This window comes from Kitasatospora sp. NPDC049285 (assembly GCF_040678815.1).
GTDB lineage: Bacteria > Actinomycetota > Actinomycetes > Streptomycetales > Streptomycetaceae > Kitasatospora.
On the sequence record NZ_JBFAQR010000051.1, the window covers coordinates 29339 to 55772 of the forward strand.

At 74.3% G+C, this 26434-nt stretch carries 25 protein-coding genes and 1 pseudogene; 12 read left to right on the plus strand and 14 right to left on the minus strand.

The window, feature by feature from the left end; all coding sequences use genetic code 11:
* Positions 1-69 precede the first annotated feature (69 nt).
* The 3 genes from AB0K51_RS26400 to AB0K51_RS26410 all read left to right on the plus strand — a co-directional run bounded on the left by AB0K51_RS26400 (position 70) and on the right by AB0K51_RS26410 (position 2568).
* A complete protein-coding gene (locus tag AB0K51_RS26400; protein ID WP_363459632.1) occupies positions 70-522 on the plus strand; it encodes a MarR family transcriptional regulator in 453 nt (150 codons plus the stop codon).
* The gene (locus AB0K51_RS26405) at positions 519-1901 is read left to right on the plus strand and encodes an MFS transporter (protein ID WP_363459633.1); all 1383 of its coding nucleotides are present in this window, start codon (positions 519-521) and stop codon (positions 1899-1901) included. The genes AB0K51_RS26400 and AB0K51_RS26405 overlap by 4 nt, the downstream gene beginning before the upstream one ends.
* A gap of 88 nt (positions 1902-1989) precedes the next feature.
* A complete protein-coding gene (locus AB0K51_RS26410) occupies positions 1990-2568 on the plus strand; it encodes an isochorismatase family protein (RefSeq protein WP_363459634.1) in 579 nt (192 codons plus the stop codon).
* Between the two features lie 19 nt (positions 2569-2587).
* Here AB0K51_RS26410 and AB0K51_RS26415 read toward each other — a convergent pair whose 3' ends face one another.
* Complete coding sequence (locus AB0K51_RS26415; RefSeq protein ID WP_363459635.1) at positions 2588-2818, minus strand: hypothetical protein; 231 nt, start codon at positions 2816-2818, stop codon at positions 2588-2590.
* Between the two features lie 443 nt (positions 2819-3261).
* Between AB0K51_RS26415 and AB0K51_RS26420 the strand changes: the two are divergent.
* The 3 genes and pseudogenes from AB0K51_RS26420 to AB0K51_RS26430 all read left to right on the plus strand — a co-directional run.
* Positions 3262-3372 (plus strand): annotated as a pseudogene (locus tag AB0K51_RS26420) (DUF1232 domain-containing protein); the annotation flags it as partial.
* A 307-nt stretch (positions 3373-3679) separates the two neighbouring features.
* Positions 3680-5761, plus strand: a complete 2082-nt coding sequence (locus tag AB0K51_RS26425) for a glycosyl hydrolase family 28-related protein (protein ID WP_363459636.1) — start codon at positions 3680-3682, stop codon at positions 5759-5761.
* 95 nt (positions 5762-5856) lie between these two features.
* Positions 5857-6825: a hypothetical protein gene (locus AB0K51_RS26430; protein WP_363459637.1), complete on the plus strand. Its 969-nt coding sequence runs from the start codon at positions 5857-5859 to the stop codon at positions 6823-6825.
* A 28-nt stretch (positions 6826-6853) separates the two neighbouring features.
* Here AB0K51_RS26430 and AB0K51_RS26435 read toward each other — a convergent pair whose 3' ends face one another.
* The 3 genes from AB0K51_RS26435 to AB0K51_RS26445 all read right to left on the minus strand — a co-directional run bounded on the left by AB0K51_RS26435 (position 6854) and on the right by AB0K51_RS26445 (position 9597).
* Positions 6854-7390: a GNAT family N-acetyltransferase gene (locus AB0K51_RS26435; protein ID WP_363459638.1), complete on the minus strand. Its 537-nt coding sequence runs from the start codon at positions 7388-7390 to the stop codon at positions 6854-6856.
* Positions 7391-7496: 106 nt separating this feature from the next.
* Positions 7497-8594, minus strand: a complete 1098-nt coding sequence (locus AB0K51_RS26440) for a crosslink repair DNA glycosylase YcaQ family protein (RefSeq protein WP_363459639.1) — start codon at positions 8592-8594, stop codon at positions 7497-7499.
* A 139-nt stretch (positions 8595-8733) separates the two neighbouring features.
* A complete protein-coding gene (locus AB0K51_RS26445) occupies positions 8734-9597 on the minus strand; it encodes a metallophosphoesterase (protein ID WP_363459640.1) in 864 nt (287 codons plus the stop codon).
* A 282-nt stretch (positions 9598-9879) separates the two neighbouring features.
* Between AB0K51_RS26445 and AB0K51_RS26450 the strand changes: the two genes are divergently transcribed.
* A complete protein-coding gene (locus tag AB0K51_RS26450) occupies positions 9880-10728 on the plus strand; it encodes a lysozyme (protein WP_363459641.1) in 849 nt (282 codons plus the stop codon).
* Between the two features lie 90 nt (positions 10729-10818).
* Here the strand turns inward: AB0K51_RS26450 and AB0K51_RS26455 are convergent, their stop codons facing one another.
* Positions 10819-11769: a GNAT family N-acetyltransferase gene (locus AB0K51_RS26455; protein WP_363459642.1), complete on the minus strand. Its 951-nt coding sequence runs from the start codon at positions 11767-11769 to the stop codon at positions 10819-10821.
* A gap of 196 nt (positions 11770-11965) precedes the next feature.
* Here AB0K51_RS26455 and AB0K51_RS26460 point away from each other — a divergent pair, with 196 nt between their 5' ends.
* Positions 11966-12778 carry an ATP-grasp domain-containing protein gene (locus AB0K51_RS26460; RefSeq protein WP_363459643.1) on the plus strand — a complete coding sequence of 271 codons (813 nt, stop codon included), beginning with the start codon at positions 11966-11968 and terminating at the stop codon, positions 12776-12778.
* A gap of 206 nt (positions 12779-12984) precedes the next feature.
* Positions 12985-14073 (plus strand): hypothetical protein, encoded by a 1089-nt coding sequence (locus AB0K51_RS26465; protein ID WP_363459644.1) that lies wholly within the window; start codon positions 12985-12987, stop codon positions 14071-14073.
* Positions 14074-14138: 65 nt separating this feature from the next.
* Here the strand turns inward: AB0K51_RS26465 and AB0K51_RS26470 are convergent, their stop codons facing one another.
* From AB0K51_RS26470 to AB0K51_RS26495, 6 genes are all read right to left on the minus strand, one after another.
* Complete coding sequence (locus AB0K51_RS26470; RefSeq protein WP_363459645.1) at positions 14139-14759, minus strand: hypothetical protein; 621 nt, start codon at positions 14757-14759, stop codon at positions 14139-14141.
* 433 nt (positions 14760-15192) lie between these two features.
* Positions 15193-16086, minus strand: a complete 894-nt coding sequence (locus AB0K51_RS26475; protein WP_363459646.1) for a Gfo/Idh/MocA family oxidoreductase — start codon at positions 16084-16086, stop codon at positions 15193-15195.
* Positions 16087-16088: 2 nt separating this feature from the next.
* On the minus strand, positions 16089-16772 hold the full coding sequence (locus AB0K51_RS26480; RefSeq protein WP_363459647.1) for an O-methyltransferase: 684 nt from the start codon (positions 16770-16772) through the stop codon (positions 16089-16091).
* A 174-nt stretch (positions 16773-16946) separates the two neighbouring features.
* Positions 16947-17621, minus strand: coding sequence for a DedA family protein (locus tag AB0K51_RS26485; protein WP_363459648.1), 675 nt, complete (start codon positions 17619-17621; stop codon positions 16947-16949).
* An 88-nt stretch (positions 17622-17709) separates the two neighbouring features.
* The gene (locus AB0K51_RS26490; protein ID WP_363459649.1) at positions 17710-18015 is read right to left on the minus strand and encodes a hypothetical protein; all 306 of its coding nucleotides are present in this window, start codon (positions 18013-18015) and stop codon (positions 17710-17712) included.
* Positions 18012-18662, minus strand: coding sequence for a methyltransferase domain-containing protein (locus AB0K51_RS26495; RefSeq protein WP_363459650.1), 651 nt, complete (start codon positions 18660-18662; stop codon positions 18012-18014). The genes AB0K51_RS26490 and AB0K51_RS26495 overlap by 4 nt, the downstream gene beginning before the upstream one ends.
* A gap of 94 nt (positions 18663-18756) precedes the next feature.
* Between AB0K51_RS26495 and AB0K51_RS26500 the strand changes: the two genes are divergently transcribed.
* Entirely contained in the window at positions 18757-19365 is a 609-nt protein-coding gene (locus AB0K51_RS26500) for a TetR/AcrR family transcriptional regulator (RefSeq protein WP_363459651.1), read from the plus strand.
* A 73-nt stretch (positions 19366-19438) separates the two neighbouring features.
* Here the strand turns inward: AB0K51_RS26500 and AB0K51_RS26505 are convergent, their stop codons facing one another.
* Both AB0K51_RS26505 and AB0K51_RS26510 read right to left on the minus strand, forming a co-directional pair.
* Positions 19439-20377 (minus strand): ADP-ribosylglycohydrolase family protein, encoded by a 939-nt coding sequence (locus AB0K51_RS26505; RefSeq protein ID WP_363459652.1) that lies wholly within the window; start codon positions 20375-20377, stop codon positions 19439-19441.
* Positions 20378-20466: 89 nt separating this feature from the next.
* Positions 20467-22857 (minus strand): glycoside hydrolase family 2 protein, encoded by a 2391-nt coding sequence (locus AB0K51_RS26510; protein WP_363459653.1) that lies wholly within the window; start codon positions 22855-22857, stop codon positions 20467-20469.
* Positions 22858-23190: 333 nt separating this feature from the next.
* Here AB0K51_RS26510 and AB0K51_RS26515 point away from each other — a divergent pair, with 333 nt between their 5' ends.
* A complete protein-coding gene (locus AB0K51_RS26515; RefSeq protein WP_363459654.1) occupies positions 23191-24243 on the plus strand; it encodes a LacI family DNA-binding transcriptional regulator in 1053 nt (350 codons plus the stop codon).
* A 158-nt stretch (positions 24244-24401) separates the two neighbouring features.
* Here AB0K51_RS26515 and AB0K51_RS26520 read toward each other — a convergent pair whose 3' ends face one another.
* On the minus strand, positions 24402-25427 hold the full coding sequence (locus tag AB0K51_RS26520) for a LacI family DNA-binding transcriptional regulator (protein WP_363459655.1): 1026 nt from the start codon (positions 25425-25427) through the stop codon (positions 24402-24404).
* 132 nt (positions 25428-25559) lie between these two features.
* Between AB0K51_RS26520 and AB0K51_RS26525 the strand changes: the two genes are divergently transcribed.
* On the plus strand, positions 25560-26225 hold the full coding sequence (locus tag AB0K51_RS26525) for a hypothetical protein (protein WP_363459656.1): 666 nt from the start codon (positions 25560-25562) through the stop codon (positions 26223-26225).
* The last annotated feature ends 209 nt before the right edge of the window (positions 26226-26434 follow it).

A 26434-nucleotide genomic window follows, 5' to 3' on the forward strand; every position in this document is an offset into this window, starting at 1 on the left:
GCAAACCTTCAGCCCAGACTGTACAGCTGAAACTGGACAGCCTGGGCTGAAGGTTTTAGCGTGGGCGGCGTGAAGCCGAAGCAGACCCCCGAGGTCGCCGAGTCCGCCGTGCAGGCCGCCCAGGACACCTGGGCCGTGGTCGGCCGGCTGCGTCGCCGGCTCCGCGGGATCGCCGTGGAGGGCGACCTGACACCGGGGCAGGTCGCCGTGCTGCGGCACCTGGACCAGGCCGGTCCGGACTCCACCAGCGGGCTGGCGGCGGCCGAGCGGATGCGTCCGCAGTCGATGGCGAAGATCGTCGCCGCGCTGGAGCTGTCCGGCCTGGTGGAGCGGAGCCCGGACCCGGCGGACGGCCGCCGCCAGCTGGTGGCGCTGACCCCGGCGGGCCGGGAGCGCCGGGCGGGCGACCGCCGGGCCCGGCAGGAGTGGCTGGCGCTGGCGCTGAGCGAGCGGTGCACCGAGGAGGAGCGCCGCGCGGTGGTCACCGCGATGGCGGTGCTGGACCGGGTGGCGCAGTTGTGAGCCTGCGCACGCGACCCACGGCCGTCCCGGTCGAGCAGCGGCGGGGCGCCTTCGACCGGCGGCTGATCGCGCCGATGGTGCTGGGCTCGGTGCTGAACCCGGTCAACTCCTCGATGCTGGCGGTCGCGCTGATCCCGATCGGCCGGGCGTTCGGCGCGGCGCCCGCGCAGACGGCGTGGCTGGTGACGGGGCTGTACCTGGCCACGGCGGTCGGGCAGCCGGTGATCGGCCGGCTGGTGGACCTGTTCGGGCCGCGCCCGCTGTACCTGTGCGGGACGGCGCTGGTGGGCGTGGCGGGTGTGCTGGGGGTGTTCGCGCCGAGCCTGGGCGTGCTGGTGGTCTCCCGGGTGCTGCTCGGCTTCGGCACCTCGGCGGCGTACCCGGCCTCGATGGCGCTGCTGCGCTCGGAGAACGACCGGATCGGCGCGGAGCGCAGCCCGGCGGGGGTGCTGGCGGCGCTGTCGATCTCCAACCAGGTGATCGCGGTGGTCGGCCCTACCCTCGGCGGCCTGCTGATCGGCGCGGGCGGCTGGCACCTGATCTTCGCGGTGAACCTGCCGCTCTCGCTGGCCTGCCTGGTCCTCGGCGCCCGCTTCCTGCCCCGCCCGTCCGCCCGCACCGGCCCGGCCCGGGTGGACCTGCCAGGGATGGGCCTGTTCGCGCTGGCGCTGACCGCGCTGATGCTCTTCCTGATGGCCCCGCGCGTCGACCGCTGGTACCTGCCGCTGCTCACCCTGGCCGCCGGATCGTCCTTCGCCGTCCGGGAGTTGCGCACCGCACGCCCGTTCGTCGACCTGCGGGTGCTGGGCGGCAACCCGGCGCTGCTGGCCACCTACGGGCGCCAACTGCTCGCCTACACCAGCTCGTACGCCTTCCTGTACGGCTACACCCAGTGGCTGGAGGAGGGTCGCGGGCTGAGCGCCTCGGCGGCGGGGCTGGTGCTGCTGCCGATGTCGGCAACCGCGATCGCGGTGACCGCGGCGACCGGCCGCCGGGCCGGGGTGCGCGGCAAGCTGCTGGTCGGCGGGGCGGTCCAACTCGCGGGCGGGGCGGCCCTGTTGCTGCTCGGCGCGGGGACGCCCGGGTGGGCGCTGGCGCTCCTGGGCGCGGCGCTCGGGGTACCGCAGGGGCTGACCGGGCTGGCCAACCAGAACGCGCTGTACGCCCAGGCCGACCCCGACCGGATGGGCTCCTCGGCGGGGCTGCTGCGCACCTTCATGTACCTGGGCGCACTGGCCTCCTCGGCCGCCACCGCCGCGTTCTTCCGGCACGGCGCCGACACCGGCGGCCTGCACGAGCTGGGCCGGCTGCTGGCGGCGGTCGCCGCGCTGCTCCTGGTGCTCACACTGGCCGACCGCTCGCTGCGACGCGTCCGCTGACCCCTCCCACCGTCCGCGCGCCCCGCTGCCGACGTCCGCACACCTCGCTACCGATCTCCGTACACCCCCGCCACCGAAAGGCCCCGTCATGCCCCTCACGACGCTCGACCCGGTGACCGCGATGGTCGCCATCGACCTCCAGCAGGGCATCCTCGCCGCCCCGGGCGCCCCGTTCCCGACCCGGGAGGTGCTGGAGCGCACCGTCCGACTGGCCGAGGCGTTCCGCGCCGCGAAGCTGCCGGTGGTCCTGGTGCGGGTGAGCTTCGCCCCGGACGGCGGGGACGTCCCGCCGGGCCGCACCGAGGGCGGCCCGGCCGCGCCGCGCCAGGAGGGCTGGGACGTGCTCGCCGCCGAGCTGCACGACCCGTCCGACCTGGTGGTGACCAAGCACAACTGGGGCGCCTTCCACGGCACCGACCTGGACGTCCAGCTGCGCCGCCGCGGGGTCACCCAGATCGTGCTGACCGGGGTGGCGACCAGCATCGGCGTGGAGTCCACCGCCCGGGCCGCGCACGAGCACGGCTACCACGTGACGCCGGTGGTCGACGCGATGACCGACTTCGACCCGGAGGCGCACCGGAACAGCGTGGAGCGGATCTTCCCGCGGCTCGGCGAGCGCGCCACCACCGAGGAGGTCCTGGCACTGTTGGCCGGCGCCCACGGCTGAGCCGGGTCGCGGTTTTCCGTCAGGCTTCGCCCGGGTGCCAGTGCGGCCACTCCCAGGGGCGGTCGTCCCAGTGCACCTTGACCGGGTCGCGGGGGTCGAGGTCGGGGAAGTGGTGCCTGATCTCCGGCTCGAACTCCTCGGGGGCCAGCGGCTTCCAGCCGGAGCCCTTGAAGTGGACCAGGCGGTAGCGGCTGTCGGTGCGGAACTCGGCGATCTCGACCAAGGGCTCGGCTGTGCTGTTGCTCGTCATGCCGCCAGCATCGAACGGCCGCCGACGGCGCGCACCCGCTGACCGCCGCCCGGCGGCAGGGATCGACCCGGACGACGGCGTCCCGCTCCGGCGCCGGGTCTGGGTCGCCCGGCGGCAGGGAGCCGAGGCGCCGGGTCCGGGCCGCGTCACGGATCAGTCGCAGTCCGGTACGGGCCTTCGGCCGGAGGGGGCCGCTCCCGTACCGTGGAGGGAGTCGGAGCGTGCAGGAGGCTCGCGTGAGCAAGGGCAAGGCGTCGAAGGCATCGAAGGGGTCGGCCGCGGCGCGGGTGCGCGGACTCGACGGCCTGGCGGTGACCCGGTCGGCGTGGGGGTTGTACCGGGAGACGAAGCGGCCCGGCGCACCGGGGTTGGCGGCGCGGGTGTTCGCGCTGCCGCGGCTGCTGCGCGACGCGCTGACCGGCCGGTACCCGGGGCTCGGGCCGGCCAAGCTGCTGGCGCTGGCGTTCGCGGTGGCGGTGTACCTGGTGAGTCCGATCGACGCGATTCCGGACTTCATCCCGGTGCTGGGCTGGAGCGACGACACCGGGCTGCTGCTGTGGTTCCTGCTGGGCCTGACCCGGGAGTCGGGGCGGTACCTGGAGTGGTCGCAGACGGGCGCCAAGGCCGCGGCCGCCGAGCTGCCCGCGGACAGCTGAGGAGCCGACACCTGACGAACCGTTCGGGTACCGCAACGAGCAACTTCCACGCCGCAAAAACCTGACATCGAAGAGAAATTTCCGCGCAGGGTCCTTGTCGGGACGCTGCGCGGACCCCTACTGTCGGCTCACCTTCACCGTGTCGTACGCCCCGTGAGCGTCCCGGGCGTTCCACCTTCGCCACGCCTGAGAGAGCCGAGCCCCGATGCCTGCTGCCACCCAGCCCCCGTCACGTCCGACCTCCCCGGCCCACGCCCTGCCGCGCCTCTCGGTGCGCACCGGTGCGGCGGTGGTCGCCTCCGTCCTCGGCCTCGGCGTCGCGCTCAGCGCGCCGATCGCCCAGGCCGCGCCCGTCCCGTCCGGCACCGTCGGCAACCCGGCGGTGAGCCGGGCCGGGATCGACCCGTCGCTGTCCGAGGGTCGCGGCGCCCGGGTGGACTTCGCCGAGCAGGAGGCCGAGCGCGCCGCCACCACCGGCACTGTGCTGGCCGCCGACCGCACCGCGTACACCCTGGCCGCCGAGGCGTCCGGGCGCAGTGCGGTGAAGCTGACGCCGGGTCAGTACGTGGAGTTCACGCTGCCCCGCGACGCCAACGCGATCACCGTCCGCTACAGCCTGCCGGACGCGCCGAACGGCGGCGGCACCACCGCGCCGCTGGACGTCACCGTCGACGGCAAGAACCGCAAGTCGCTGGCGCTGACCAGCCAGTACGCCTGGCTGTACAACCAGTACCCGTTCACCAACGACCCCAACGCGGGCCTGCTGCACCCGGATTGGTGGATCACCGAGTGCGGCTGCGTCCCGGCGGCGACCACGCCCGCGCCGGCGATCTCCACCCCGTTCCGCCCGGGCCACGCCTACGACGAGCAGCGGATGCTGCTCGGCCGCACCTACAAGGCCGGCGACAAGGTGCGCCTGACGCTGCCCGCCGGGTCCTCGGCCGCCTGGGCCGCGATCGACCTGATGGACTCCCAGCTGGTCGCCGCGCCGCGGGTGGAGCTGAAGGCCGTGAACGTGCTGGCGACGGGCGCCGACCCGACCGGCCGCCGGGACTCGGCGGACGCCATCGACCGGGCGATCGTCCTGGCCAAGCTGCTTCACCTGCCGGTCTACCTGCCGCCGGGCGTGTTCCAGGTCAACCGCCACCTGGTGGTGGACGACGTGACGCTGATCGGCGCGGGCAGCTGGTACACCGTGCTGAAGGGCACGCAGCAGACCCTGGCCACGCCCGCCCCGGACGGCTCGGTGCACACGGGCGTCGGCGTCTACGGCAAGGACGCGGCGCAGGGCGGCAGCCACAACGTCCACCTCTCCGGCTTCGCGATCGAGGGCGACGTCCGGGAGCGGATCGACACCGACCAGGTGAACGGCGTGGGCGGGGCGTTCAGCGACTCGACCATCGACGGCCTGTACATCCACCACACCAAGGTCGGCATCTGGCTCGACGGCCCGATGAGGAACCTGGCGATCACCGGCAACCAGATCGCCGACCAGATCGCCGACGGCATCAACTTCCACACCGGTGTGACCGACTCGGTGATCCGCGACAACTTCGTCCGCAACACCGGTGACGACGGCATCGCGCTGTGGTCGGAGAAGACCGCGGACGCCCGGGTCGTCATCGACCACAACACCGTGCAGTCGCCGACCCTGGCCAACGGCATCGCGGTGTACGGCGGCACCGACACCACGGTCTCCGCCAACCTGGTGGCCGACCCGGTGCGCGAGGGCTCCGGCCTGCACGCCGGTTCGCGGTTCGGCGCGGAGCCGTTCGCCGGGTACCTGCACTTCACCGACAACACCGTGGTGCGGGCCGGCACGTACGAGCTGAACTGGAACATCGGCCTCGGCGCGATCTGGTTCGAGGTGCTGGACCGGGACATCGACGCCGACATCAAGGTCACCGGCGACCACTACCTGGACTCCACCTACAACGCGATCATGGCGGTCGCCGAGTGGGGCGTGAAGGACCAGTACAAGCTGTCCAAGCTGGCGTTCAAGGACGTCCGGATCGACGGCACCGGCACCTCGGTGCTCAGCGCCCGGGTGGCCGGCTCCGCGACGTTCGAGAACGTGGTGGCCCGCAACGTCGGCGCGGTCGGCATCAACAACTGCGGCACCTTCCACTTCACGGGTGCCGGTTCGGAGTTCGGCGTCACCGACCTCGGCGGCAACTCCGGCGGCGGCACCACCGGCGCCTGGCTGGCCCCGTGGGAACTGCCCAACACCATCACCTGCGACGACCGCCCGCCGGTGGTCCCGCCGCCGGCCCCGTCGACCTGGTGACGACCCGTCAGGACGGCTCCTCGTCCTGACGGAGGATCACCGGCTCCTCCCCGCCGTCGATGACCTCCGCCGCCCGCTCTCCCTACCGTGGGGCCATGGGGGAACGGGTGGGCCCGCGCTGGACGCGGTGGGCGGCTCCGGGAACGGTGGGCGCCGCGGTGGGGTACGGGGCGCTCCAGGCGTGGTGGGCGGCGGGCCACGCGCCGTCGTTCGGCCGGCTCGGGACGGACCTGCTGCTGTTCCCGGGCTGGGCGGCCGTCGCGCTGTGCGCGGGCGCGGCGGCGGCGGGCGGCGGGCTGTGGAGAGCCCGTCGCCCGCGGCCCGCGCTGCTGGTGGCGGCCGGGGCGGTCGGCGCGGCCCTGCTGGTCTGCTGCCCGTTCCTGCTGCTGGACGTGGTCGGCGGGCTGCTGCCCGGACTGGGCTTGCCCCGCTCGCTACCGGGCTTCCTCAGCCGGGCCGCCTGCGCCACGGTGGTGGCGCTGCTGGCCGCCGCCGCACTGTCGTACCGCCGCCGCCTGTGGGGGGCGTGCGGTCGGTGCGGCCGCACCGACGGTCCGGCGGTCCGCGAACCGTCGGCCCGGCCGCCGCGCTGGGCCTGGTGGGCGGCGTACGGGGCGGTGGCCTCGTGCTGGCTGCGGATCCTGGCCCAGTACGGGCTGGGCTTCGGCTCGCCGGGGCCGCTGAACACGGCGGAGGCGCTCTCGCTCGCGGTCTTCGAGACCGGCTTCGTGCTGGCGGGGACGGCGCTGCCGCTCTCGCTGGTGCACCGCTGGGGGCGGGTCGTGCCGGGGTGGCTTCCGCGGCTCGGCGGGCGGCGGGTGCCGCGCCTGCTACTGCTCGCCCCGGCGTCCGCGATCTCGCTCGGGCTGCTGGTCTACTTCGGCGTCGGCATCGGCCAGTTGGTCGGCGAGACGCTCCACCCGGTGGCGCACGACGGGGCGCTGCCGCTGGGCTTCCTGTGGGTCGCGATGCCCGCGTACTGGCTGTGGGGCCTGGGGCTGGCGGTGGCCGCGTTCGGCTACCACCTGGGCACCCGGCGGCCGTGCCGGGCCTGCGGGCTCTGACGGCACTGACGGGGTGTCAGTACGGCGCTCAGCCGAGCGGCTTGACCAGCTTCTCGAAGCGCAGGTCCGGGCGGAGCGGGACGCCGAACCGCTCGTCGCCGTAGGGGAACGGCTCGAACTCGCCGGTGCGGGCGAAGCCCCGGCGCTCGTACCAGGCGATCAGGTCGGCGCGCTGCTCGATCACCGTCATCTCCATCGCGGTGACGCCCCACTCGGCCCGGGCCCACTGCTCGGCGCGGGCCAGCACCCGGCGCCCGAGGCCGCCGCCCTGCGCGGTCGGGCGGACCGAGAACATCCCGAAGTAGGCGGTGTCGCCGCGCCGTTCCACGTGGCAGCAGGCCACCAGCTGCCCGCCGTCCTCGGCGACCAGCACCACCGACTCGGAGCGGCCGATCACCTCGGCGACGCCCGCCGCGTCGGTGCGCTGCCCCTCCAGCAGGTCGGCCTCGGTGGTCCAGCCGACCCGGCTGGCGTCACCGCGGTACGCCGACTCCACCAGGGCGACCAGGTCCGGCACGTCCTGCTGGACGGCGGGGCGGAAGCTCAGCTGGTCGTCGGCGGTCATCGGCGCACTCTCCTTCAGGGGTTCCGGCGCGGGGGCACGGCGGGGCACCGCCATGGTGCCACAGCACCGCCGTCAGCCCAGCCGCCCGGTCAGCCCACCCGCACAGTCAGCCCAGCCGCACGGTCAGCCCGTCCAGTCCGCTGGCCGCGGCCAGCCGCTCGGCGGCGGCGTCCAGGGCGGCGGCGGGCGGCGGGGCGTCGAAGGGGCGGACGGTGAGCGTGGTACCCGCGAGCTCCCAGACGCCGGCGATCCGGCCGTCGACCAGCAGCAGCGGGGCGATCCAGCCGCCCGCCCGGCTGACCTCGGCGCGGTGCGCGGCGGGCAGGATCTCCGCCGCCTTGGTCCCGGGGCCGAGCAGGTACTGGTCGAAGGCGCCCAGCAGGTGCACCGAGGGAGCCGGCTCCGCCGCCGCCAGCTCGCCCAGGTGCTCCGCGAGCGCGTACCCGGGCTCGCCGTCGACCCGGACCTCGGCGAGGCGGTCGCCGAGCGTGGCGGCGAAGGACTTCAGGACGGCCTTGCGCAGGCTGTTGCGGGACAGCCAGGCGTCGAACCGGTCCAGCCCGGCCGGTCCGTACGCGGCCAGGTAGGCGGCGAGGACGCGCGGGCCGGCCTCCTCGACGGGCGGCGGCGCGGGCCAGTCGGCGGCCAGGTCGGCGGGGTGCGCGAAGGAGGTGCGGGCGCCCTCGGTCGGCGCGTGGCAGAGCACGCCCTGCCAGGCCAGCGGCTTCAGCAGCGCACCCCAGCCGGAGGCCAACTGCGGCCGCAGCGAGGCGAATTCCGGCTCGGCGGCGAGTTCGGCCGCCAGCTCCTCACGGGTCAGCACCCGGCCGCGCAGCAACACGTCCACCCGCGCGGTGAGTTCGGCGACCTGGGCGGGGGTGGCCCCGAACTCCCTGGTCCACGCGGGCTTCTCCCAGGTCCGGGCCGAGGCCATCAGGGCCAGCACGTCGGCGGCCTGACCGGGCGTCAGCAGGTGCAGCGTCCCTCGCTGCCCCCAGGTCCGCAGCAGCCTCCCGGCACCGAGCGCGGCCTGCGCCCCGCCGGCGGACCCACGCAGGGCGAGCGCGAGGTCGGCCGCAGCCGGCACCTGGGCCTGCACCCCGACCAGCCGCTCCACGACCAGGGCCGGATCCCCCGGACCCGACCCGTCGACGTACTGCCTCCGCTGCCGCCAGGCCAGCACCTGACCCGTGCTCAGTTCCACCGCACGCTCCCTCCGTGTGCCGCCGACCTTGAGGCGTGCCCGTCGGACCACGCGCGGCGAGCACCGCCGGGGCACTCATCTCGACGGCTTCTCGTCCGCCGCCGATGGCCCCAAGCCCCCATGGGGGAGCCGCCCGCTGCTACGGCGCGGGGATCGGCGTCTCCGGCGGGCCCGGGTACGGCATGATCTGGCGGAGCAGTCCGCGGGGGTGGCCCCGGCGGCGCCACTCGCGGGGGTAGCCGATCGACACCTCCTCGAAGCGGACGTCGTCGTACCAGGTGGTGCGCGGGATGTGCAGGTGGCCGTAGACCGAGGCGGCGACGTTGAAGCGGCGGTGCCAGTCGCCGGTCAGCTCGGTGCCGCACCACTGGGCGAAGTCGGGGTAGCGCAGCACGTCGGTGGGCTGGCGGACCAGCGGCCAGTGGCTGACCAGGACCAGCGGCAGCGCGGGGTCGTGGGCGGCGAGCGTCTTCTCGGTGGACTCGACGCGCTCCCGGCACCACTCCTCGACGCCTCCGTACGGCGCGGGATTCAACAGGAATTCGTCGGTGCACACCACCCCGGACTCCCGGGCACGAGCCAGCGACTCGCGCTTGGTGCTGACCCCGGGCACCCGGAACGTGTAGTCGTACAACGTGAAGACCGGGGCGATGGCGTAGTCGCCGTCCGGGCCGTGCCAGACCGGGAAGGGGTCCTCGGGGGTGGTGACGCCGAGGGCGCGGCAGCGGTCGACCAGCAGCCGGTAGCGGGCGGGCGCGTCCAGCGTGACCGGGTCGTCGGAGGTGGTCCAGAGCTCGTGGTTGCCGGGCGTCCAGATCACCTTGGCGAAGCGCTCGGTGAGCAGTCGCAGCGAGTCCTCGACCTGGTGGACCTGCTCGGCGACGTCGCCCGCGACGATCAGCCAGTCGTCCGGGGTGACCGGGCGCAGCGTCTCCAGGATGGCGTGGTTCTCGGATACGGCCGTGTGCAGATCACTGACCGCGAGGAGCCGTCCGTCCGCCACCGCCGTGTCCCCCTGCCCGAGTGTGTACGTCGCTTCCGGCCCGCTCGATCACCACCCACGCTACCCGGGCGGGGTGGGTCGGCGCCAGCAACCAGCGGTTTCCTGTCGCATCGTCAACATTCGGCCGAACCAGGGGTGTTCGCGGGAAACAACTATGTCTGTTCGCCACACGGACATCCGTTCGAAGTATGCGTTCAACACCCTGTTGACTGACGGGGCCATGACTATATCTTCTCCGCATGCGGCCGACCCCGGCCGCGGCAACCGGATTGAGGAGTCGTCATGACCGCTTCCGGCACCACCCGCCTGCTCCGTCGCACCGCCACCGTCGCGGCCTCGGCCGCCCTGCTCTGCGGGGCCGTCGCCGTCGCCCCCGCCGCGCAGGCCGCCAAGCCGGGCAACCCGGCCGGCTTCCACCCCGAGCGCGACTACGCGGGCTCGACCGTCGCCGCCCACGAGGGCCGCGAGACAGTCGCCGCGAACACCTTCGCAGCTCTGGCCGTCACCCAGACCCGCGGCATGGACGTCTCCAGCTGGCAGGGCAACGTCGCCTGGAGCACGGCGTACGCCAACGGCGCCCGCTTCGCCTACACCAAGGCCACCGAGGGCACGGGCTACACCAACCCGTACTTCGCCCAGCAGTACAACGGGTCCTACAACGTCGGGATGATCCGCGGCGCCTACCACTTCGCGCTGCCGAACGCCTCCAGCGGCGCCACCCAGGCCAACTACTTCGTCAACCACGGCGGCGGCTGGTCCAAGGACGGCAAGACCCTGCCGCCCGCCCTGGACATCGAGTACAACCCCTACGGCGCCACCTGCTACGGCCTCACCCAGGCCGGCATGGTCAGCTGGATCCGCGACTTCTCCAACACCGTGCACTCCCGCACCGGCCGCTACCCGGTGATCTACACGACCACCGACTGGTGGACGACCTGCACCGGCAACAACGGCTCCTTCGGCGCCACCAACCCGCTGTGGATCGCCCGCTACGCCGCCTCGGTCGGCACGCTGCCCAACGGCTGGTCCTACCAGACCATCTGGCAGTACGCCGACTCCGGCACCTTCCCCGGCGACCAGAACTACTTCAACGGCGCCCTCGACCGCGTCCAGGCCCTCGCCAACGGCTGACGCCGCGTCACCTGCGGAGGCGGCCGACCGACCGTCACCCACCCGCCCGCGGCCGGAAGCTCCTCTTCCCGGCCGCGGGCGGGGCCGCGGTCAGCTGCCGAGGGGCAGGACCAGCTCCCAGGTGTCGACGGCGAAGTCCAGGACCATGCCGTGGCGGGCGTAGAGGGCCGGCGCGCCGGTGGTGTTGGCGGTGTCGACGCCCAGGCCGACGCGGGTGCGGCCGCGGGCGGCGTAGTGCGCGAAGAAGTGCCGCAGCAGGTGGCCGCCGAGGCCGCGGGAGCGGGCGGCGGGGACGACGCCGAGCTGGGAGGCCCAGGCGGTGGCCGAGCGGTCGTCGCGGGTGCGCAGCACGGCGGCGTCGCCGAGGCCGTCGACGGCGGCGATCCACACCAGCGACCAGTCCAGGCCCGCGCCCTCGACGTCGGCCAGCCACTGCTCGTAGCTGCGGGGCCGGAAGTCGAAGTGGTCGGCGAAGGACTCCTCGAGCAGCCGGTGCGCGGTGCGGCGGTCCGACTCGTCCGCGCAGGCGCGCAGCGTCACGCCGGGCGGCGGGACGGGCGCCGGGTCGGCGACCGGGTCGACGGAGCGGGTGAGCACGTGGTGCCGGCGCACCGGGCTCCAACCGCGCCGGCGCATCGCGTCGGTGTCCACCGTCGGCTCGGAGTTGAGGTGCAGGTGCAGGACGGCGCGTTGCGCGCCGCCGGCCGCGGCGAGTTCGCCGGCCCGGCCCTCCATCAGGTCGAACAGGTGCAGGGCGCCCTCGAGTTGGTCGGGCAGCAGGTACTGGTCCAGGTCGATCCGCTGGTCGCCCGGCCGGCCGCGCACCAGCCCGTACCCGACCAGTCGCCCGTCGGCGTCGGCCAGCAGCCAGGAGTCGCGCTCCAGGTCCACGTCCGGATGGCCGAGTTCCTCCGCCACCTCGTGCAACTCCGTCTCGGCCCGCCCGAGTTCGATCTCGTCCACCGCGTTCAGCAGCGCGCACACCGCCGCCACGTCATCGAGCGTCGCCGCCCGCACCGTCATCCCGGCCGGAACCGCCATCGGTCCTCCCCCACTCGCTCTTCCCGGCAAACCCGCCCTTTCTACCCCCGTCCGCCGCCGCACCCAACAGGTTTTCCCGGGCGGCCCTCCGGATGCCCGCGCGCCGACTTATTCGGAGGCGGCGAACCGCGCCGCTCGGCCAGACTCCCCTCGACCCGGCGGGAACGGCCCGCCCCGTACCGAGGAGTCGTCAGCCGTGTCCGCCACCCCGCCGGTCCTGCTCACCACCGCGCAGCGGACCACCACCGGCGCCCTCCTGATCGAGCAGGCACTCCGCCGCGGGCTGACCCACGCGATCGCCGACGGCCCGTTGACGGTGCAGCCGCTGCACGGTCGGACGGTGCACTGGTACGGCGGCCCGCTCGCCGCCGACCGGCTGGCCGGGTCGCTGGACCTCGGACTGCTGGAGCCTTCGGACGGCTGGCTGGCCGAGCTGCCACGCGAGTTCACCGGCCGGCGGGTGGAGCTGACCACCCTCGCCGAGGCGTGGGCGCTGCGCCGGCCGGCGTTCGTGAAGCCGCCGAGCGACAAGCAGTTCCCGGCCGCGGTGTACGCCGACGGTGCGCGCCTGCCGCGCACCGGCGACCGGATCGGCCCCGACACCCCGGTGCTGGTCTCCGACGTGGTCACCTTCGCGGTCGAGTTCCGCTTCTTCGTGCTGGACGGCCGGGTCCGCACCGGCAGCCGCTACGCCCGCTTCGGCCGCCTCGACCCCGCCCCGCTCACCGCCGACCCGGACGCCGACGCCGCGCTCGTCTTCGCCCACCGCCTCCTGACCGACGCCGCCCACACCCTCCCCAGCGCCGTCACCCTCGACGTCGGCCGCCTCCACGACCCGGACACCGGAGCCGCCCGCTGGGCGGCGGTGGAGGCCAACATGCCCTGGTTCAGCCACACCTACGCCGCCGCCCCGTCCGCCGCCCTCGACGTCGTCCTCCGGGCGACCGGCCCGCGCAGCGCCTTCGCCACCCGCGACCGGCGCTACCTCCGTCCCGTTCCGGCCCCTTGACGTCTCATCGTCCACAGGCAGCCCGGCCCGACCGACGCCTTCGCCGCCTCATGACGGGCCTTCCTCGGCCCCCTTCCCACCCCCTGACCTCTCGTCGTCCGCTCGCAGCCAGGCCCGCCGCCGACCCCCGCGCCGTCGCCGGGTGCGGGGCGTGGTGAGGGCCCGGGTGCCGGGTGCGGGAGTGGTGGGGGGTCACAATGGCCCGCATGAGAGTGATCTTCACGCTGGCCGGGGCTGCGCTGCTGGCGGCGACGGTCGGGAGCATCCTGCGGACGCTGGTGGTGCCGCGCGGGCTGTACTCGGCGTTGGTGCAGCGGCTGTGGCGGGTGTTGCGGCTGGTGCTGCGCACGGTCGCGGCGCCGTTCGGCGGGTACCGGGCGATCGACCGGGCGCAGACCTGGCTGGCGCCGCTGATCCTGCTGGGGATGCTCGGATGCTGGCTGCTGTCGACGCTGCTGGCGTACACCTTCCTGCTGCGCGGGACGTCCGACCTGAGCTGGACGGTGTCGTTCCGGGAGGCCGGGTCGAGCCTGTTCACGCTCGGTTTCGCCAGCGGCGACCGCCTGCACCTGTCGCTGATCGACTTCCTGGCGGCGGCCAACGGGCCGCTGATCATCGCGCTGCTGATCGCCTACCTGCCGACCCTGTACGGGGCGTACAACCGGCGGGAGTTGGAGGTGACGCTGCTGCAGTCGCGGGCCGGCGAGCCGGCCTGGGGGCCGGAGCTGCTGGCACGTCAGGCGCTGGTGCGCACCGAGAGCGAGCTGCCGGACCTGTACCGGGACTGGGAGCGGCTGGCGGCGGACCTCGGCGAGGGCCACTCCAACTACCCGGTGCTGATCTCGTTCCGCTCCCCGCAGCCGCACCGCAACTGGGTGGTCGGCCTGATCGCGGTGATGGACGCGGCGGCGATGCAACTCGCCCTCAACCCGCGCTCCGCCCCGCCGGAGGCCCGGCTGATGCTGCGCGCGGGGTTCACCGCGCTGCGCGACATCGCGACCTCGCTGCGCATCCCGTTCGATGCCGATCCGGATCCGGAGGGTCCGATCCGGCTGACCTTCGCCGAGTTCGACGCGGCGGCGGCCATGGTGACCGCGGCGGGCATGCGCCTGGAGCGCCCGGTCATCGACGCCTGGCCGCACTTCCGCGGCTGGCGGGTCAACTACGAGGCGATCGCCTACGAGCTGGCCCGCCGCGCCGACGCCGTCCCGGCGCTGTGGGCCGGGCCGCGGGACTTCCCGGCCACCCCGATCCCACCGCGCCGCCCCGCCGACCGCCGCCCCGCGAACCCCTGAGGGCACCCCCGCGGGCGGCGGCCGACCGCGAGTCCTGCCGGACGGCCGCCGAGCGGGAGCCCGGCTCAGCCGAGCAGCCGGAACTTGGTGGACGGGACGCCGCTGATCAGGCTGCAGTCCAGGTTCGAGGTCGTGGCGCTGTACGTGAAGCCGCTGGGGACGCTGCACGCCCACAGCCCGTTGACCGGCGTGCGGAGCCGGTAGGTGGTGGCCTGGACGCCCTGGTTCAGACTGCACGCGGTGGTGTAGCTGACGTAGTCGTAGGTGAAGGCGGGCGTCGCCACACACGCCGTCAGCCCGTCGTACGGGGTGCGCAGGTGGTAGGTGTTGGCGACCACGCCGGACTGCTGGCTGCACGCGGTGCCCCAGCCGATCGAGTCGTAGACGAAGCCCGGCGCGCTCGTACAGGCCGTCAGACCGTCGACGGGCGTGCGCAGGTGGAACTGCGGCGAGTTCCAGTTGCCGCCGCCACTGCAGGTCCGGTTCATCGCCACCTGGTCGTAGACGTAGCCGGACGGGACCGAGCAGGCCCAGGCGCCGTCCAGCCCCGTGGGGGCGGCGGAGGCGCTCGTCGCGGCGGTGCCCGAGAGCACCAGCGCCGCCGCCGCGAGGGCGGCGAGCAGCAGGCGAGCAGGGCGGTCGACCAGGACGGCTCGGGCAGCTCGGACGGTTCGTGCGACGGACATGATGCTCCCTCGGGTGAGGAGTTCGGCCGGTGGATGCACGTGCACGGTGCGGGGACCCGGGTAGGCGTCCGCACCCGCGGGAGATTCCAACACGCCCCACGGACCGTCACCCCGCCGCCCGGCCCCGGACGGTCACATCACCGCCCGCCGTCCACCCGCCGCGCACCGATCCGCCGACCCGCCTCACCCGATCGACGACACCCCCGCTGCCGAACCCGGCCCAGCCGCCCCGCACACCCGCCCCGACTTCTCGTCAGCCGCCGACAGCCCCCGGCCCCACCGGGGGATCGGGAGCCACCCGCTGACGCGAGGCGATCCGAAGCCCCGCGCCGGGTCTGTCGTCAAACCCCGTCGCGGCCCCGCGGTGGCTCGTTCGTGCTCTCGGCGTGCGGGGGAAGCCCTCGTCGGGGGTGTACTCGGGTGACGACAGACCCTAGTGCTTGCCGCCGCGCAGGAGTTGTTCCTCGGCGGCGGCCAGCAGTTCGACCACCCGGCGGCCGAAGCGCACGTCGCAGGGGTGCGCCGGGCCGCCGGCCGCGGTGGCCAGCAGGGCGTCGACGGCGCGGCCGAAGGCGGCGGTGGGGTGCTCGGAGCGGTCCGGCAGCTGGACGACGCCGGCGGTGCCGCGCAGCTCCAGGCCCGCGCCGTTGGCGGAGGCCTCGGGCGGGGCGGTGAGGCTGAGCGTCACGGTGCTGGAGGCGCCGCCGGTGTGACGCAGGATCAGGTGCGTGGTGTCACCGGGGCCGGGCGCGGCGGTCACCTGCTCGACGTCGCCGAGGATCGGCAGCAGCACCGACAGGGCGTGCGGGCCGACGTCCCACAGCGCGCCCTTCTGCTGCCGCCAGGCGGAGGCCGCGTACGGGCTGTCGGTGGTGAAGACCGAGCCGATCCACTGGCAGTGCGCGGTGAACCAGCCGTCCTGGGCGGCCTGTTCGGCGATCCAGGGGGCCTGCCGGTCGCCGAAGCGGACGGTGAAGAAGACCACCGAGGCGACCCCGGCCGCGGCCACGGCGTCCTCCACCGCGCGGGCGGCGTCGATCGTGGCGGCGACCGGCTTGTCCAGCAGCAGGTGGCAGCCCGCCTGGGCGGCACTTACGGCGAAAGCCGCCTGCACGTCCGGGGGCAGCGCGATGGCGACGGCGTCGACGTCGGCGAACAGCGCCTCCGCCGTCGGATAGACGTCCACGCCGTGCACGGCGGCGAGTTCGGCGGCGGCCTCGGGGCGGCGGCCCCAGACGCCCGCGAACTCGACGTCCGGGTGTTCGGCCAGCGCGGGGGCGTGCACGAAGCCCGCCCAGGGGCCGGTGCCGAGCAGTCCGATCCGCATGCTCAGCCCTCCACCCGGATCAGGGTGAAGCCGTCGTAGCCCTTGCTGCCGACGGTCTGCACGGTGGTGGCGGTGACCCGCGGCTCGGCGGCGAGCAGGTCGTGCATCCGCTGGACGCCGCGCACCGCCTCGTCCTCGCTGTCGGCGTCCGCGAGCTTGCCGTCGCGCACCACGTTGTCGACCACGATCACCGAGCCGGGGCGGGTGAGCGCCAGCGAGGCCTCGATGTAGTGCGGGATGCTTGCCTTGTCGGCGTCGATGAAGACCAGGTCGTACGGCTCGGTGCCGGCCTCGGCGAGTTCGCGCAGGGTGTCGCGGGCCGCGCCGACCTTGACCTCGGCCCGGTCGGCGAGACCGGCGTGGGCGAGGTTGGCGGTGGCGACGGCGGCGTGCGCCGGGTCGAGCTCCAGGGTGGTGAGGGTGCCGTCCGCGGGCAGCGCGCGGGCCAGCCAGATCGCGCTGTAGCCGGCCAGGGTGCCGATCTCCAGGATCCGCCGGGCACCCTGGATCCGGGCCAGCAGGTGCAGCATCTTGCCCTGGTTCGGGGCGACCGCGATCTGCGGCAGCCCGGCCTTGTCGGCCGCGGCCAGCGCCGCCTCCAGTGCCTCGTCGTGCCCGATCAAACGGTCACCGATGTACTCGTCGACCGCCGTCCACGCGCGCGGGTCGCTCTCCTGCCGTGCCATTCCCCACCTCCGTGATCATGTCGCCCGGCCGACCCTACTCCCTGCCCGCACCCGCGGGTACGCCGGACACGGGGATCCGCCCCCGCTCCGCCGCACCGGGAACGCCACAGGCCGGCCCCGCAACCGGGACCGGCCTGCACGTCTCGCCCAGCGGTGCCCACCGAGGGGCCGCCGTCACTCCACGGGTTCGGCGACGGTGTCGGTGAGCGGTTCGCCGCTCTTGCCGCCGGACTGCTCCGGGTGCTGCGCCCGCGACTTCTTCGCCCGCCGCTTGATGATCAGCGCCGACCCGGCCCCGAACAGTGCGGCCGCGCCGAGGCCGATGTACGAGGCGCCCTGCAGGTACTTCTCCGCCACCTTGCCGACCTGGTACACCAGCAGCGTGGTACCGCCGGCCCAGACCACGCCGCCGAGCACGTTGGCGACCAGGAAGCGCCAGTACGGCATCCGCAGGGTGCCGGCCAGCGGGCCCGCGAAGATCCGGAGCAGGGCGACGAAGCGGCCGAAGAACACCGCCCACATGCCCCAGCGCTGGAACGCCCGCTCGGCGGTGGCCAGATGCTCGGGTCCGAAGTGCTTGGGGAACTTCCGGCCGAGTTTGGCGAACAGCGGCCGTCCGCCCTTGTGCCCGATCGCGTACCCGATCGAGTCACCGATGATCGCGCCGGCGATCGCACACCCGGCGACGCCCCAGGGGCTGACGACGCCCTTGGCGGCCAGCAGCGCGGAGGTCACCAGGGCGATCTCGCCGGGCAGCGGGATGCCCAGGCTCTCCAGGCCGATGATCAGACCGATGATGACGTACACCGAGGTCGGCGGGACGCTCTCGATCCACTGGTCGAGGTGCAAGGCGGAGTACCTCCGTCTGGGCAGGATGAAGCGGGCCGGCGGCGCACGGCACTACGGAAAATCTCGGTAAAGAACCGGTCGGGCCAGCCTAACCGGTACCCCGCGCGCCCTCCGAGCCCCCGCCTCCGCCAACGGCCGCCACCACCCGCCGGTTCCCGCGCCGCAGCAGTCGGCGGGCGGTCAGCAGGGCCCCGAGGTGGCACAGCAGCGCCGCCACGACGGCGAGCAGCGGCAGCCGGCTGCCCAGCCACAGGTGCAGCGCCAGCCCGCCGATCAGCAGGACGACCACCGCTACGCGCAGCGCCCGGTTGGCACCCAGCAGCCCCCGGTCGGCGCCCGCCAGCGTCCCGCTGCTACCCGGCGGCCCGGCCCGCGACCCGTCGGCGCCGATCACCGGACCGCCTGGACGTAGTGCACCCACGGTCGCAGGTCGCCCTCCTCGACGCCGCCGAACCCGGCCTGCTCGACCAGCGGGCGCATCAGGTGGACCGGGTTGTTCTCCATCACCGGACCGACCGCCGCGCCCACCAGGTGACGGCCCAGCGCGCTGGTCGGCGGCCGGAAGTCGGCGAGCAGCAGCCGTCCGCCCGGGCGCAGCACCCGGTGCATCTCGGCGACCGCGATGGCCCGGTCGGGCTCGGGCAGGTGGTGCAGCATCAGGGCGGAGACCACCAGGTCGCAGCTGCCGTCCGCGGCGGGCAGCCGCTCGGCGACGCCGTCCTCGAAGGTGCAGCCGGGTCGTCCGGCGGCTGCGCGGGCGGCCTGGGCGCGGAAGTCCGGGGACGGGTCGATGCCGCGGATGGTGCCGCCGGGGGCGAGGCGTTCGGCGACCCGGACGGTGAGGTAGCCGGTGCCGCTGCCGACGTCCAGGGCGTGCTCGCCCGGGCGGGCGCCGCTCAGTTCGGCGAGGCGGCGGTAGACGCGGTCGCGGCGGCCGGCGAAGAAGGCGCTGGTGAAGACGTCGTAGCCGCGCCCGTGGGTGAGCGTCTGACCGCCGGTGCGGGAGTCGGCGGTGCCGTGCAGGAAGCCTGCGAGGTCCATGAGCGAGCCTTTCTTAGTCATGACTAAGTTCTCTTGGCGAGAATCAACTTAGTTGCGACTAAGTCTGCTGGCAAGGGGTCGCTACGATGGCCGTGTGCCGACCTCAGACCCGCCCGCCCGCGTGCGGCTCAGCGCCGCCGACCGGCGCGCCTCGATCCTCGCCGCCGCCACCGAGGTCTTCTCCGAACTCGGCTACCACCGCAGCAAGATGAGCGAGGTCGCCCGCCGGGTCGGGGTCAGCGAACCGGTGGTCTTCCAGAATTTCGGCTCCAAGGCCGCGGTCTTCTCCGCCGTCCTCGACCACGCCGCCGAGCAGATGACCGCGGCGTTCACCGCCTGGGCCGACCGCTGCCCCGACATCGGCTCGTGGCTGGCCGAACTCCTCGCCCCCGCGCACCTGACCCGCGTCCACGACCGCGGCACCCTCGGCGTCCTGCTCTCCGACGCGCAGACCCTGACCCACGAACCCGGCGTCCTCGACGCCGCCCGCCGCGCCAACCGCCTCGTCGCCGACACGCTCACCGACCTCCTCGCCCGAGGCCGCGCCGACGGCTCCCTCCGCCCGGACCTCGCCCCCGCCACCGGCGCCTGGTGGCTGATCTCCCTCTTCGCCTCCCAGCCATTCCGCCACGCCGTCTCCCCCACCAGCCACGAGGCCGACCTGGCCGACCTCACGCTGCGGACGCTTCTCGCCCCGTCCTGACAGCCCGTCGACTGACGGAGCGTCGGCCGACGAGCTGCCGACCAACGGGGCCGTCGACCGATGAGCCCGGGGGTCAGCCCTCGCTCACCCACGCGGGTAGCGCCTCGCGGCGGGACAGCCACTCGGGGGCGATGTCGGTCAGGCCGGTGCGGGCGGCGGTGACGCCGCCGGCGATGGCGCAGGTGGTGTCGACGTCGCCGAGGCCCTCGGCGGTGGTCCACAGGGTGTCGGTGAGGCTGTCGAGGTGGTGGGCGGCGGACCAGAGGGCGAAGGGGACGGTGTCGGTGGCACGGATGTGCCGGCCGTTGCCCAACAGGTCCGCGGCGCGCCAGGGTTCGGTGGTGGGGGCCAGCTCGGCGGCGGCCCGCACCCCGTCGCGTACGGCGCCCTCCGGCGTGCGGTCGGCGACCGTGCGGAGCAGCGCGGCGCCGCTCGGGGCGTCCTGGCGGCGGCCGCGGGCGGCGAGGGCGGCGGCCAGGGCGACCGCGACGGCGCCCGCGATGCCCTCGGGGTGGGCGTGGGTGACCTCGGCGGAGTAGGCGGCCTGTTCGGCGGCCTCGTCGAGGTCGTCGGCGAACCAGGCCCCGAGCGGAGCGACCCGCATCGCCGCGCCGTTGCCGAGGCTGCCCTGACGGTCGAACAGTTCGCGGGACTCCTCCGGCCAGCGCGCGGGCTGCTCGGCCAGCACGGGCAGCAGCAGCTTCATGCCGCGGCCGTAGCCCCGGCCCGGGTCGGCGAGGAAGGTGGCGCCGAACATCGCGGCGAGCTGGGTGCGGTTCACCCCGTCCTGGTCGACCAGGGCCCGGTACACGGCCAGGGCCATCGCGGTGTCGTCGGTCCAGTGCCAGGGCGACTCCTCCGGCGTCCGGCGGGCCCTGATCTGCTCGTACGCCTGCGACGGCTTCCGGAAGAGCCCGAACCAGCGCTCCCCGAAGGCGTCGCCGAGGGCGAGGCCCTCCAGGGAGTCGCGGGCTGCCTGCCGGTGGTCGTCGGTGTGGTCGGGAGTCGTCATGCCGGGCATCCTGCCAGCCCCGTACCGCGCCGCCCACCCGGTTTTCCGGCGCCCCCGACCAGCTCTGACGGCTCGTCATCAACCGTCGCTCACACGCAGTAGAGCGCCGCTGCCACCTCCTCGACGGTGGCCTCGGGCGCGCCGGTGAGCCGGATCCGGAGCCGCTCGCCCGGCAGCAGGGTGGTCAGGCCCCGGTCGGCGGTGGCGGCGGGGTGGATCCGGTCGGGCTGCAGCAGCAGGTCGCGGACCAGGGTGCGGGCGGTGACCAGGACGTCCAGCGCGCCGTCGGCGACGGGCTCCAGGGTGAGCGCGTAGTCGGCCTCGGGGTAGGCGAACTCCCGGTCCACGGACGGGAAGTGGACGGCGCGCAGGCCGTCCGCGTCGGCCACCAGGTACTCCTCGGCGGAGCCGGGGACGGGCAGCAGGGCCGGCGGAACGGGGAGGGCGAGCACGGCGCGCGGGTCGGCGGTCAGCTCGACCGAGGTGTCGGCCAGCAGCTTGCCGTCGACGTCCAGGCGCCGCAGCCGCAGGGTGGTGGTCCAGGGCTCGGCGGACTGGTTGACCAGGGCGGTCCGGGGTGCACCGTCGCGGTCGGCGGGCTGCAGGGTGAGCAGGCGGTCGGCGTAGAGGCGGCGCAGTTCGTGGTGGAGCGGCTTGAGCCGGCCGTCGCCGTCGATCGCCGCCCAGGAGGAGACCGGCCAGCAGTCGTTGAGCTGCCAGACGACGGTGCCGGCGCAGCGCGGCCAGTGGGAGCGCCAGTGTTCGATGCCGGTGGCGATGGCGCGGGCCTGGACGACCTGGGTGAGGTAGTGCCAGCGGTCGAAGTCGGCGGGGGGCGCGAAGTGCCGGGCGAGGCCGCGGTCGAGCTTGCCGTTGCCGTCCGTGGCCTTCTGGTGGTGCAGCATGCCGGGCGAGTCGGCGGCGAGGGTCTCGCCGGGCAGGGCGCGGCGCAGGGTGGCGTGGGCGGGCGGGGCCTGCCAGCCGAACTCGGCGACGAAGCGCGGGACGCTGGCCCGGTACTCGGCGTGGTCCTGACGGTTCCACACCTCCCAGGAGTGGTGCGTGCCGTGGTCGACGTCGTTGGGGTGGTGGTCCCAGGAGCCGGACCAGGGGCTGCCGGCGGTGTACGGGCGGGTGGGGTCGAGTTCGGCGACGATCCGCGGCAGCAGGCCGAGGTAGTAGCCCTCGCCCCAGGAGTCGCCCGCGAGTTCCTCCTCCCAGCCCCAGTCGCGGAAGCCCCACAGGTTCTCGTTGTTGCCGTTCCACAGCACCAGCGAGGGGTGCGGCATCAGCCGGACCACGTTGTCCCGGGCCTCGGCCTCGACCTCGCCGCGCAGCGGCTGCTCCTCGGGGTAGGCGGAGCAGGCGAACGGGAAGTCCTGCCAGACCAGCAGGCCGAGTTCGTCGCAGGCGTCGTAGAAGACGTCCTGCTCGTAGATGCCGCCGCCCCAGACCCGGACCAGGTCGACGTTGGCGTGGGCGGCCTGCCGGAGCCGGGTGCGGTAGCGCTCCGGGGTGACGCGGGCGACCAGCGTGTCGTCGGGGATCCAGTTGACACCGCGGACGAACAGCCGCTCGCCGTTGACGACGAGGGTGAAGGCGGTGCCGAACTCGTCGGCGCCGCGGTCGAGTTCGACGGTCCGGAAGCCGATCTGCCGCTGCCAGGCGTCGAGTTCGCGCGCGCCGTCGTGCAGGCTGACGGTCAGTCCGTAGCGCGGCTGGTCGCCGTACCCGCGCGGCCACCACAGGTCGACGTCGTGGGCCTCCAGGGTCAGCACGCCGTGGTCGCCGTCGAGCACCGCCTCGGCGCTCGCGCCCGCCGCCGCGGCCCGGACGGTGAGCGGGCGGCCCGCGCCGGCGGCGGTGCGCTCGACGGTGACCCGCACCTCGACCAGGCCGGTGGTGCCGTCGACGGTGACCAGCGGGCGGACCTCAGCCAGCCGCGCGGTGGACCAGTGCTCGAGCCGGACGGGCTTCCAGATCCCGGCGGTCGGCAGCGTCGGGCCCCAGTCCCAGCCGAAGCTGCTGGCCATCTTGCGGATGTACTGGAACGGCTCCGGGTATTCGTTGGGCCGCGCGCCCACCAACTCCCGTACCCGCTCGGCCTCCTGGTACGCGCTGGTGAACTCGACCGCCAACTCGCCGCTCAGGCCGGTCACGTCGAACCGGTACGTGCGGTGCATGTTGCGGGTGCGGCCCAGTTCGACACCGCCGAGCGTGACGGTGGCGGCGGTGTCCAGGCCCTCGAAGACCAGGTCGGTGCGCTCGTACCCGCCCGCGTGGGCCGGCAGGTCACTGGTGTAGGTCCAGTCGCGCCGTCCGACCCACGCCACCTCCAACTCGTTGACGCCCAGGTACGGATCGGGGATCAGCCCGGCCGCCAGCAGGTCGGTGTGGACGCAGCCGGGGACGACGGCCGGCAGCCGCGTGTCCCCGTGGCGCAGGCTCCAGCCCTGCCCGAGCGGGGTGGTGTGGGTCATCTGTACAGCTCCCATCGGAGGGCCTGACCGGGACGGTGAGTCATCGGCGCGAGCACGGTAACCCGCCCCGGCGACGCTGTCCATAAACCGGTTATGTGGTGCGCTTGACTCGCTTCCCGGCACGTCAACTCACGTCCTGGATGCAGTCAGGAGCGCTGCCGGTGCCCACGAGATCGCCGCGCGGCCGGTGCTGGACAAGCTCGGCGCTTTACCGCTTCACCGAACGGGTCGACCGGCAGCCGCGCTCCGGCCGTCTCGGGCCCGCCGGGCGTAGTAGCTTGAGGGGGCGGACGCACGGTCCGCTTCCCGCGTGCGAAAGGTTCCGTCAAGTCCGTGGAGCAGGTGTCCCCGCAGCAGAGCCCGCCGGCGAAGCGGCCGACCATCGCCGACATCGCCAGGATCGTCGGCGTGTCCAAGGTCTCGGTCTCCAACGCCTTGAACGGTCAACCGGGTGTCTCGGACGCCACTCGCGCGAAGATCGCCGTGGTCGCCGAGGAGCTCGGCTTCGTCCGCAACAGCGCCGCCCGGGCGCTGAGTGGTGCGAAGGCCGCGGCCGTCGGGCTCGCGCTCTGCCGGCCCGCGCGGATGCTCGGGACCGAACCGTTCTTCATGGAACTCATCGGCGGCATCGAGCAGGTGCTGTCCGAGGCCTCCTACTCACTGGCGCTGCAGGTGGTCTCCGACCACGAACGCGGTCTGGAGGCGTACCGGCGCTGGTGGGGTGAGCGGCACATCGACGGGGCGCTCCTGGTCGACCTGCGCCGGGACGACGCCCGGGTGCCCGCGCTGGAGGAGATGGGCCTGCCCACCGTGGTGATCGGCCACCCGTCCGGCTCCGGCCGGCTCACACCCGTCTGGTCGGACGACGCCGCGGCCACCCGCGAGACCGTCGAGTACCTCGCCGCGCTCGGCCACCGCCGGATCGGCCGGGTGGCCGGGCTCACCGGCCTGGTGCACACCGCCCTGCGCGACGAGGCCTTCGCCGCCGCCTGCACCGACCTCGGACTGGACCCGCTGCCGACCGTGCACACCGACTACACCGGCGAGGAGGGCGCCCGGGCAACCCGCCGGCTGCTGCTCTCCCCCACTCGGCCGACCGCGATCCTGTACGACAACGACATCACCGCCGTCGCGGGCCTCTCGGTCGCCCAGGAGCTCGGGCTCACCGTCCCCCGCGACCTCTCCCTCGTCGCCTGGGACGACTCCCCGCTCACCCAGGTCGTCCGGCCGCCGCTCACCGCGCTCACCCGCGACATCCACGCCTACGGCGCCCACGCCGCCCGCACCCTCCTCACCCTGATCGCCGGCCGCCCCACCGACGGCTACCAGGACCACGCCCCCCAGCTCACCCCGCGCGGCTCCACGGCGCCACCTCCGGCGGCCTGACGGCGGGTCACACGGCGCTGCCTCCAGCGGCCTTGGCGGCCTGACTGCGGGTCAGGCCGGCCGGGACGGCGGGCCGGGCGGCGTTCAGCCCGAGGCCGGGCCGTCGAGTGAGGCGCGCACGGCGCGCGGCGCGGAGGTCGATCCCGGTTGACGCCCGCTCACCGCTCCTGCGGCGCCGGCCCCGTCGTGCCGCGCGGGACCAGGACCGGGGTGCCCGAGACCCGGGAGGTGGCGTGGCCGTCGTCCAGCAGGGCGAGCAGGCAGCGGGCGACCTCCTCGCCGACGGCGAAGGGGTCGTCGGCGAGGGCGGAGAGGTGGGGACGGGTGATCTGGCAGAGGTCGGAGTCGTCCCAGGCGACCAGCGAGACGTCGCGCGGGACGCTGAGGCCGAGTTCGTCGGCGACGGCGATGCCCGCGACGGCCATCAGGTCGTTGTCGTAGACGAGGGCGGTGGGCCGGTCGCGGCTGGTGAGAAGGGTGCGGGTGGCGCGGGCCCCGGCGTGCGCGGAGAGGTCGGTGGGGAGGCTGCGGGCGGTGACGCCGGGGAGGGCGGCCACGGTCGCGGTGAGGGCCTCGGTGCGCAGCAGGGTGCGGCCGAGCGACTGCGGTCCGGTGACGTGCGCGATCCGGCGGTGGCCGAGCAGCGCGAGGTAGCGGACGGCCTCGCCGATCGCCGCGGCGTCGTCCGTCCACACGGCGGGGAACGGTCCGCTCAGCGACGGGTGGCAGACGGCGACGGCGGGCATGCCGAGCTTGTGCACGGGCTCAAGGCGGGGGTCGTCGGCGACCACGCCGACCAGCACCGAGCCGTTCACCCGGCCGGACTGCCACCACTGCCGGTAGAGCGCGATCTCGGCGTCCCGGTCGGGTACGGTCTGCAGCAGCAGCGCGCACGGCCGCTCGGCGAGGACCTGCTCGATGCCGCCGATCAGCGCCATCTGCACCTGGTCGAGACCGGACGCCGCGCCGCGGGTGAGCGCCATGCCGACCGTGTGCACCTGGTCGGCCCGGGCCAGCGAGCGGGCGGCGAGGTTCGGCGACCAGCCGAGTTCGCGGGCGGCGTCCACGATCCGCTGCCGGGTCGCGGCGGAGACCCCGGGGCGCTCGTTCAACGCCAAGGACACCGCCCCGGCCGAGACGCCGGCCCGCGCCGCGACATCCCGGATCGTCACCCGGCGCTGCATGCCACTCCTCACCTCACCCGCTACCTGACGCCCCCCATCCTGTCAGCTCCCCGCCACCCGCGCGGACCTCGCCCTCTGGTAGCGTCGCCCTCTTCGCCGCCACCCCGGCGGAGTACCCACGGCAGGGACGGCATGACGACCGCGCAGCAGCGCCTGCACCACGCCCTGGACGCCCTCGACCGCACCGCACGCCCGGGTCCGCGCGTCGACGGCTGCACCCACTGCTTCACCCCCGCCCAGCTCGGAGCCCTGGCCGGGCCGCCCGCGCTCCTCCCGAACGGCCTACTGCACTCCGCGGCCGCCAAGCACCCGACCCACTGGGGCGACTTCCCAACCCTGTACCGTCGCCTCGCGCCGCGCGTGCTACGCCAGTTGACGACCGGTCGGCTCGATCTCGACGGCAGCCTGGTCGGCGCCCGGCTGTACGCCGCGAACTGGCGCGAGTGGCCCTCCGCGGACCTGGTCCAGGCCGTCCTGGACGCCTGGTGGGACACCACCCTGGACCACTACCCGGCCCGGCCCTCCGCCCCCGAGACCTTCGAGACCCTCACCGCAGCCTCCGGCTCCCCGACACCATGGCTCCACACCTGGTCCGCCACTCCCACCCCCGCAGCCGACACCCACCTGGCAGACACCCTGACCACCTGGCTCTCCGACGGCGAACTCCCGGACCTACGACTCGGCTTCTACAGCGACCTGCCAGTCGGACCGGAGCTCCTCGCATGGCTGCTGACCCTCCCGCCGAGCCGAATCCGCGACGACCAACGTCAACTCCTGGAGCCCACCCCCAGCCACTGACCCCCCGTCAGCCCACCAGCACCATCCCGCCGGAGGCCCCCCACACAGCGTCAGTCCGCCGGAAGCGTTACGTCCGAGCCACTCCCGCTCCCAACTCCCCTCCCCACCGCCGGCGGCGGGTCTGTAAAAAGAACGGTGTAACTCCCGATCAAGGAAGTAGCACCTGATGACAGACGTGACCGTCTCGGCCGAGGCCGTGGAGGCCGGGC

Coding starts and splice junctions, on each gene's coding strand:
- AB0K51_RS26410 (WP_363459634.1), top strand. CDS start 1,990: ATGCCCCTCACGACGCTCGACCCGGTGACCGCGATGGTCGCCATCGAC.
- AB0K51_RS26415 (WP_363459635.1), bottom strand. CDS start 2,818: ATGACGAGCAACAGCACAGCCGAGCCCTTGGTCGAGATCGCCGAGTTC.
- AB0K51_RS26425 (WP_363459636.1), top strand. CDS start 3,680: ATGCCTGCTGCCACCCAGCCCCCGTCACGTCCGACCTCCCCGGCCCAC.
- AB0K51_RS26430 (WP_363459637.1), top strand. CDS start 5,857: ATGGGGGAACGGGTGGGCCCGCGCTGGACGCGGTGGGCGGCTCCGGGA.
- AB0K51_RS26435 (WP_363459638.1), bottom strand. CDS start 7,390: ATGACCGCCGACGACCAGCTGAGCTTCCGCCCCGCCGTCCAGCAGGAC.
- AB0K51_RS26450 (WP_363459641.1), top strand. CDS start 9,880: ATGACCGCTTCCGGCACCACCCGCCTGCTCCGTCGCACCGCCACCGTC.
- AB0K51_RS26455 (WP_363459642.1), bottom strand. CDS start 11,769: ATGGCGGTTCCGGCCGGGATGACGGTGCGGGCGGCGACGCTCGATGAC.
- AB0K51_RS26465 (WP_363459644.1), top strand. CDS start 12,985: ATGAGAGTGATCTTCACGCTGGCCGGGGCTGCGCTGCTGGCGGCGACG.
- AB0K51_RS26470 (WP_363459645.1), bottom strand. CDS start 14,759: ATGTCCGTCGCACGAACCGTCCGAGCTGCCCGAGCCGTCCTGGTCGAC.
- AB0K51_RS26475 (WP_363459646.1), bottom strand. CDS start 16,086: ATGCGGATCGGACTGCTCGGCACCGGCCCCTGGGCGGGCTTCGTGCAC.
- AB0K51_RS26480 (WP_363459647.1), bottom strand. CDS start 16,772: ATGGCACGGCAGGAGAGCGACCCGCGCGCGTGGACGGCGGTCGACGAG.
- AB0K51_RS26495 (WP_363459650.1), bottom strand. CDS start 18,662: ATGGACCTCGCAGGCTTCCTGCACGGCACCGCCGACTCCCGCACCGGC.
- AB0K51_RS26505 (WP_363459652.1), bottom strand. CDS start 20,377: ATGACGACTCCCGACCACACCGACGACCACCGGCAGGCAGCCCGCGAC.
- AB0K51_RS26510 (WP_363459653.1), bottom strand. CDS start 22,857: ATGACCCACACCACCCCGCTCGGGCAGGGCTGGAGCCTGCGCCACGGG.
- AB0K51_RS26520 (WP_363459655.1), bottom strand. CDS start 25,427: ATGCAGCGCCGGGTGACGATCCGGGATGTCGCGGCGCGGGCCGGCGTC.
- AB0K51_RS26525 (WP_363459656.1), top strand. CDS start 25,560: ATGACGACCGCGCAGCAGCGCCTGCACCACGCCCTGGACGCCCTCGAC.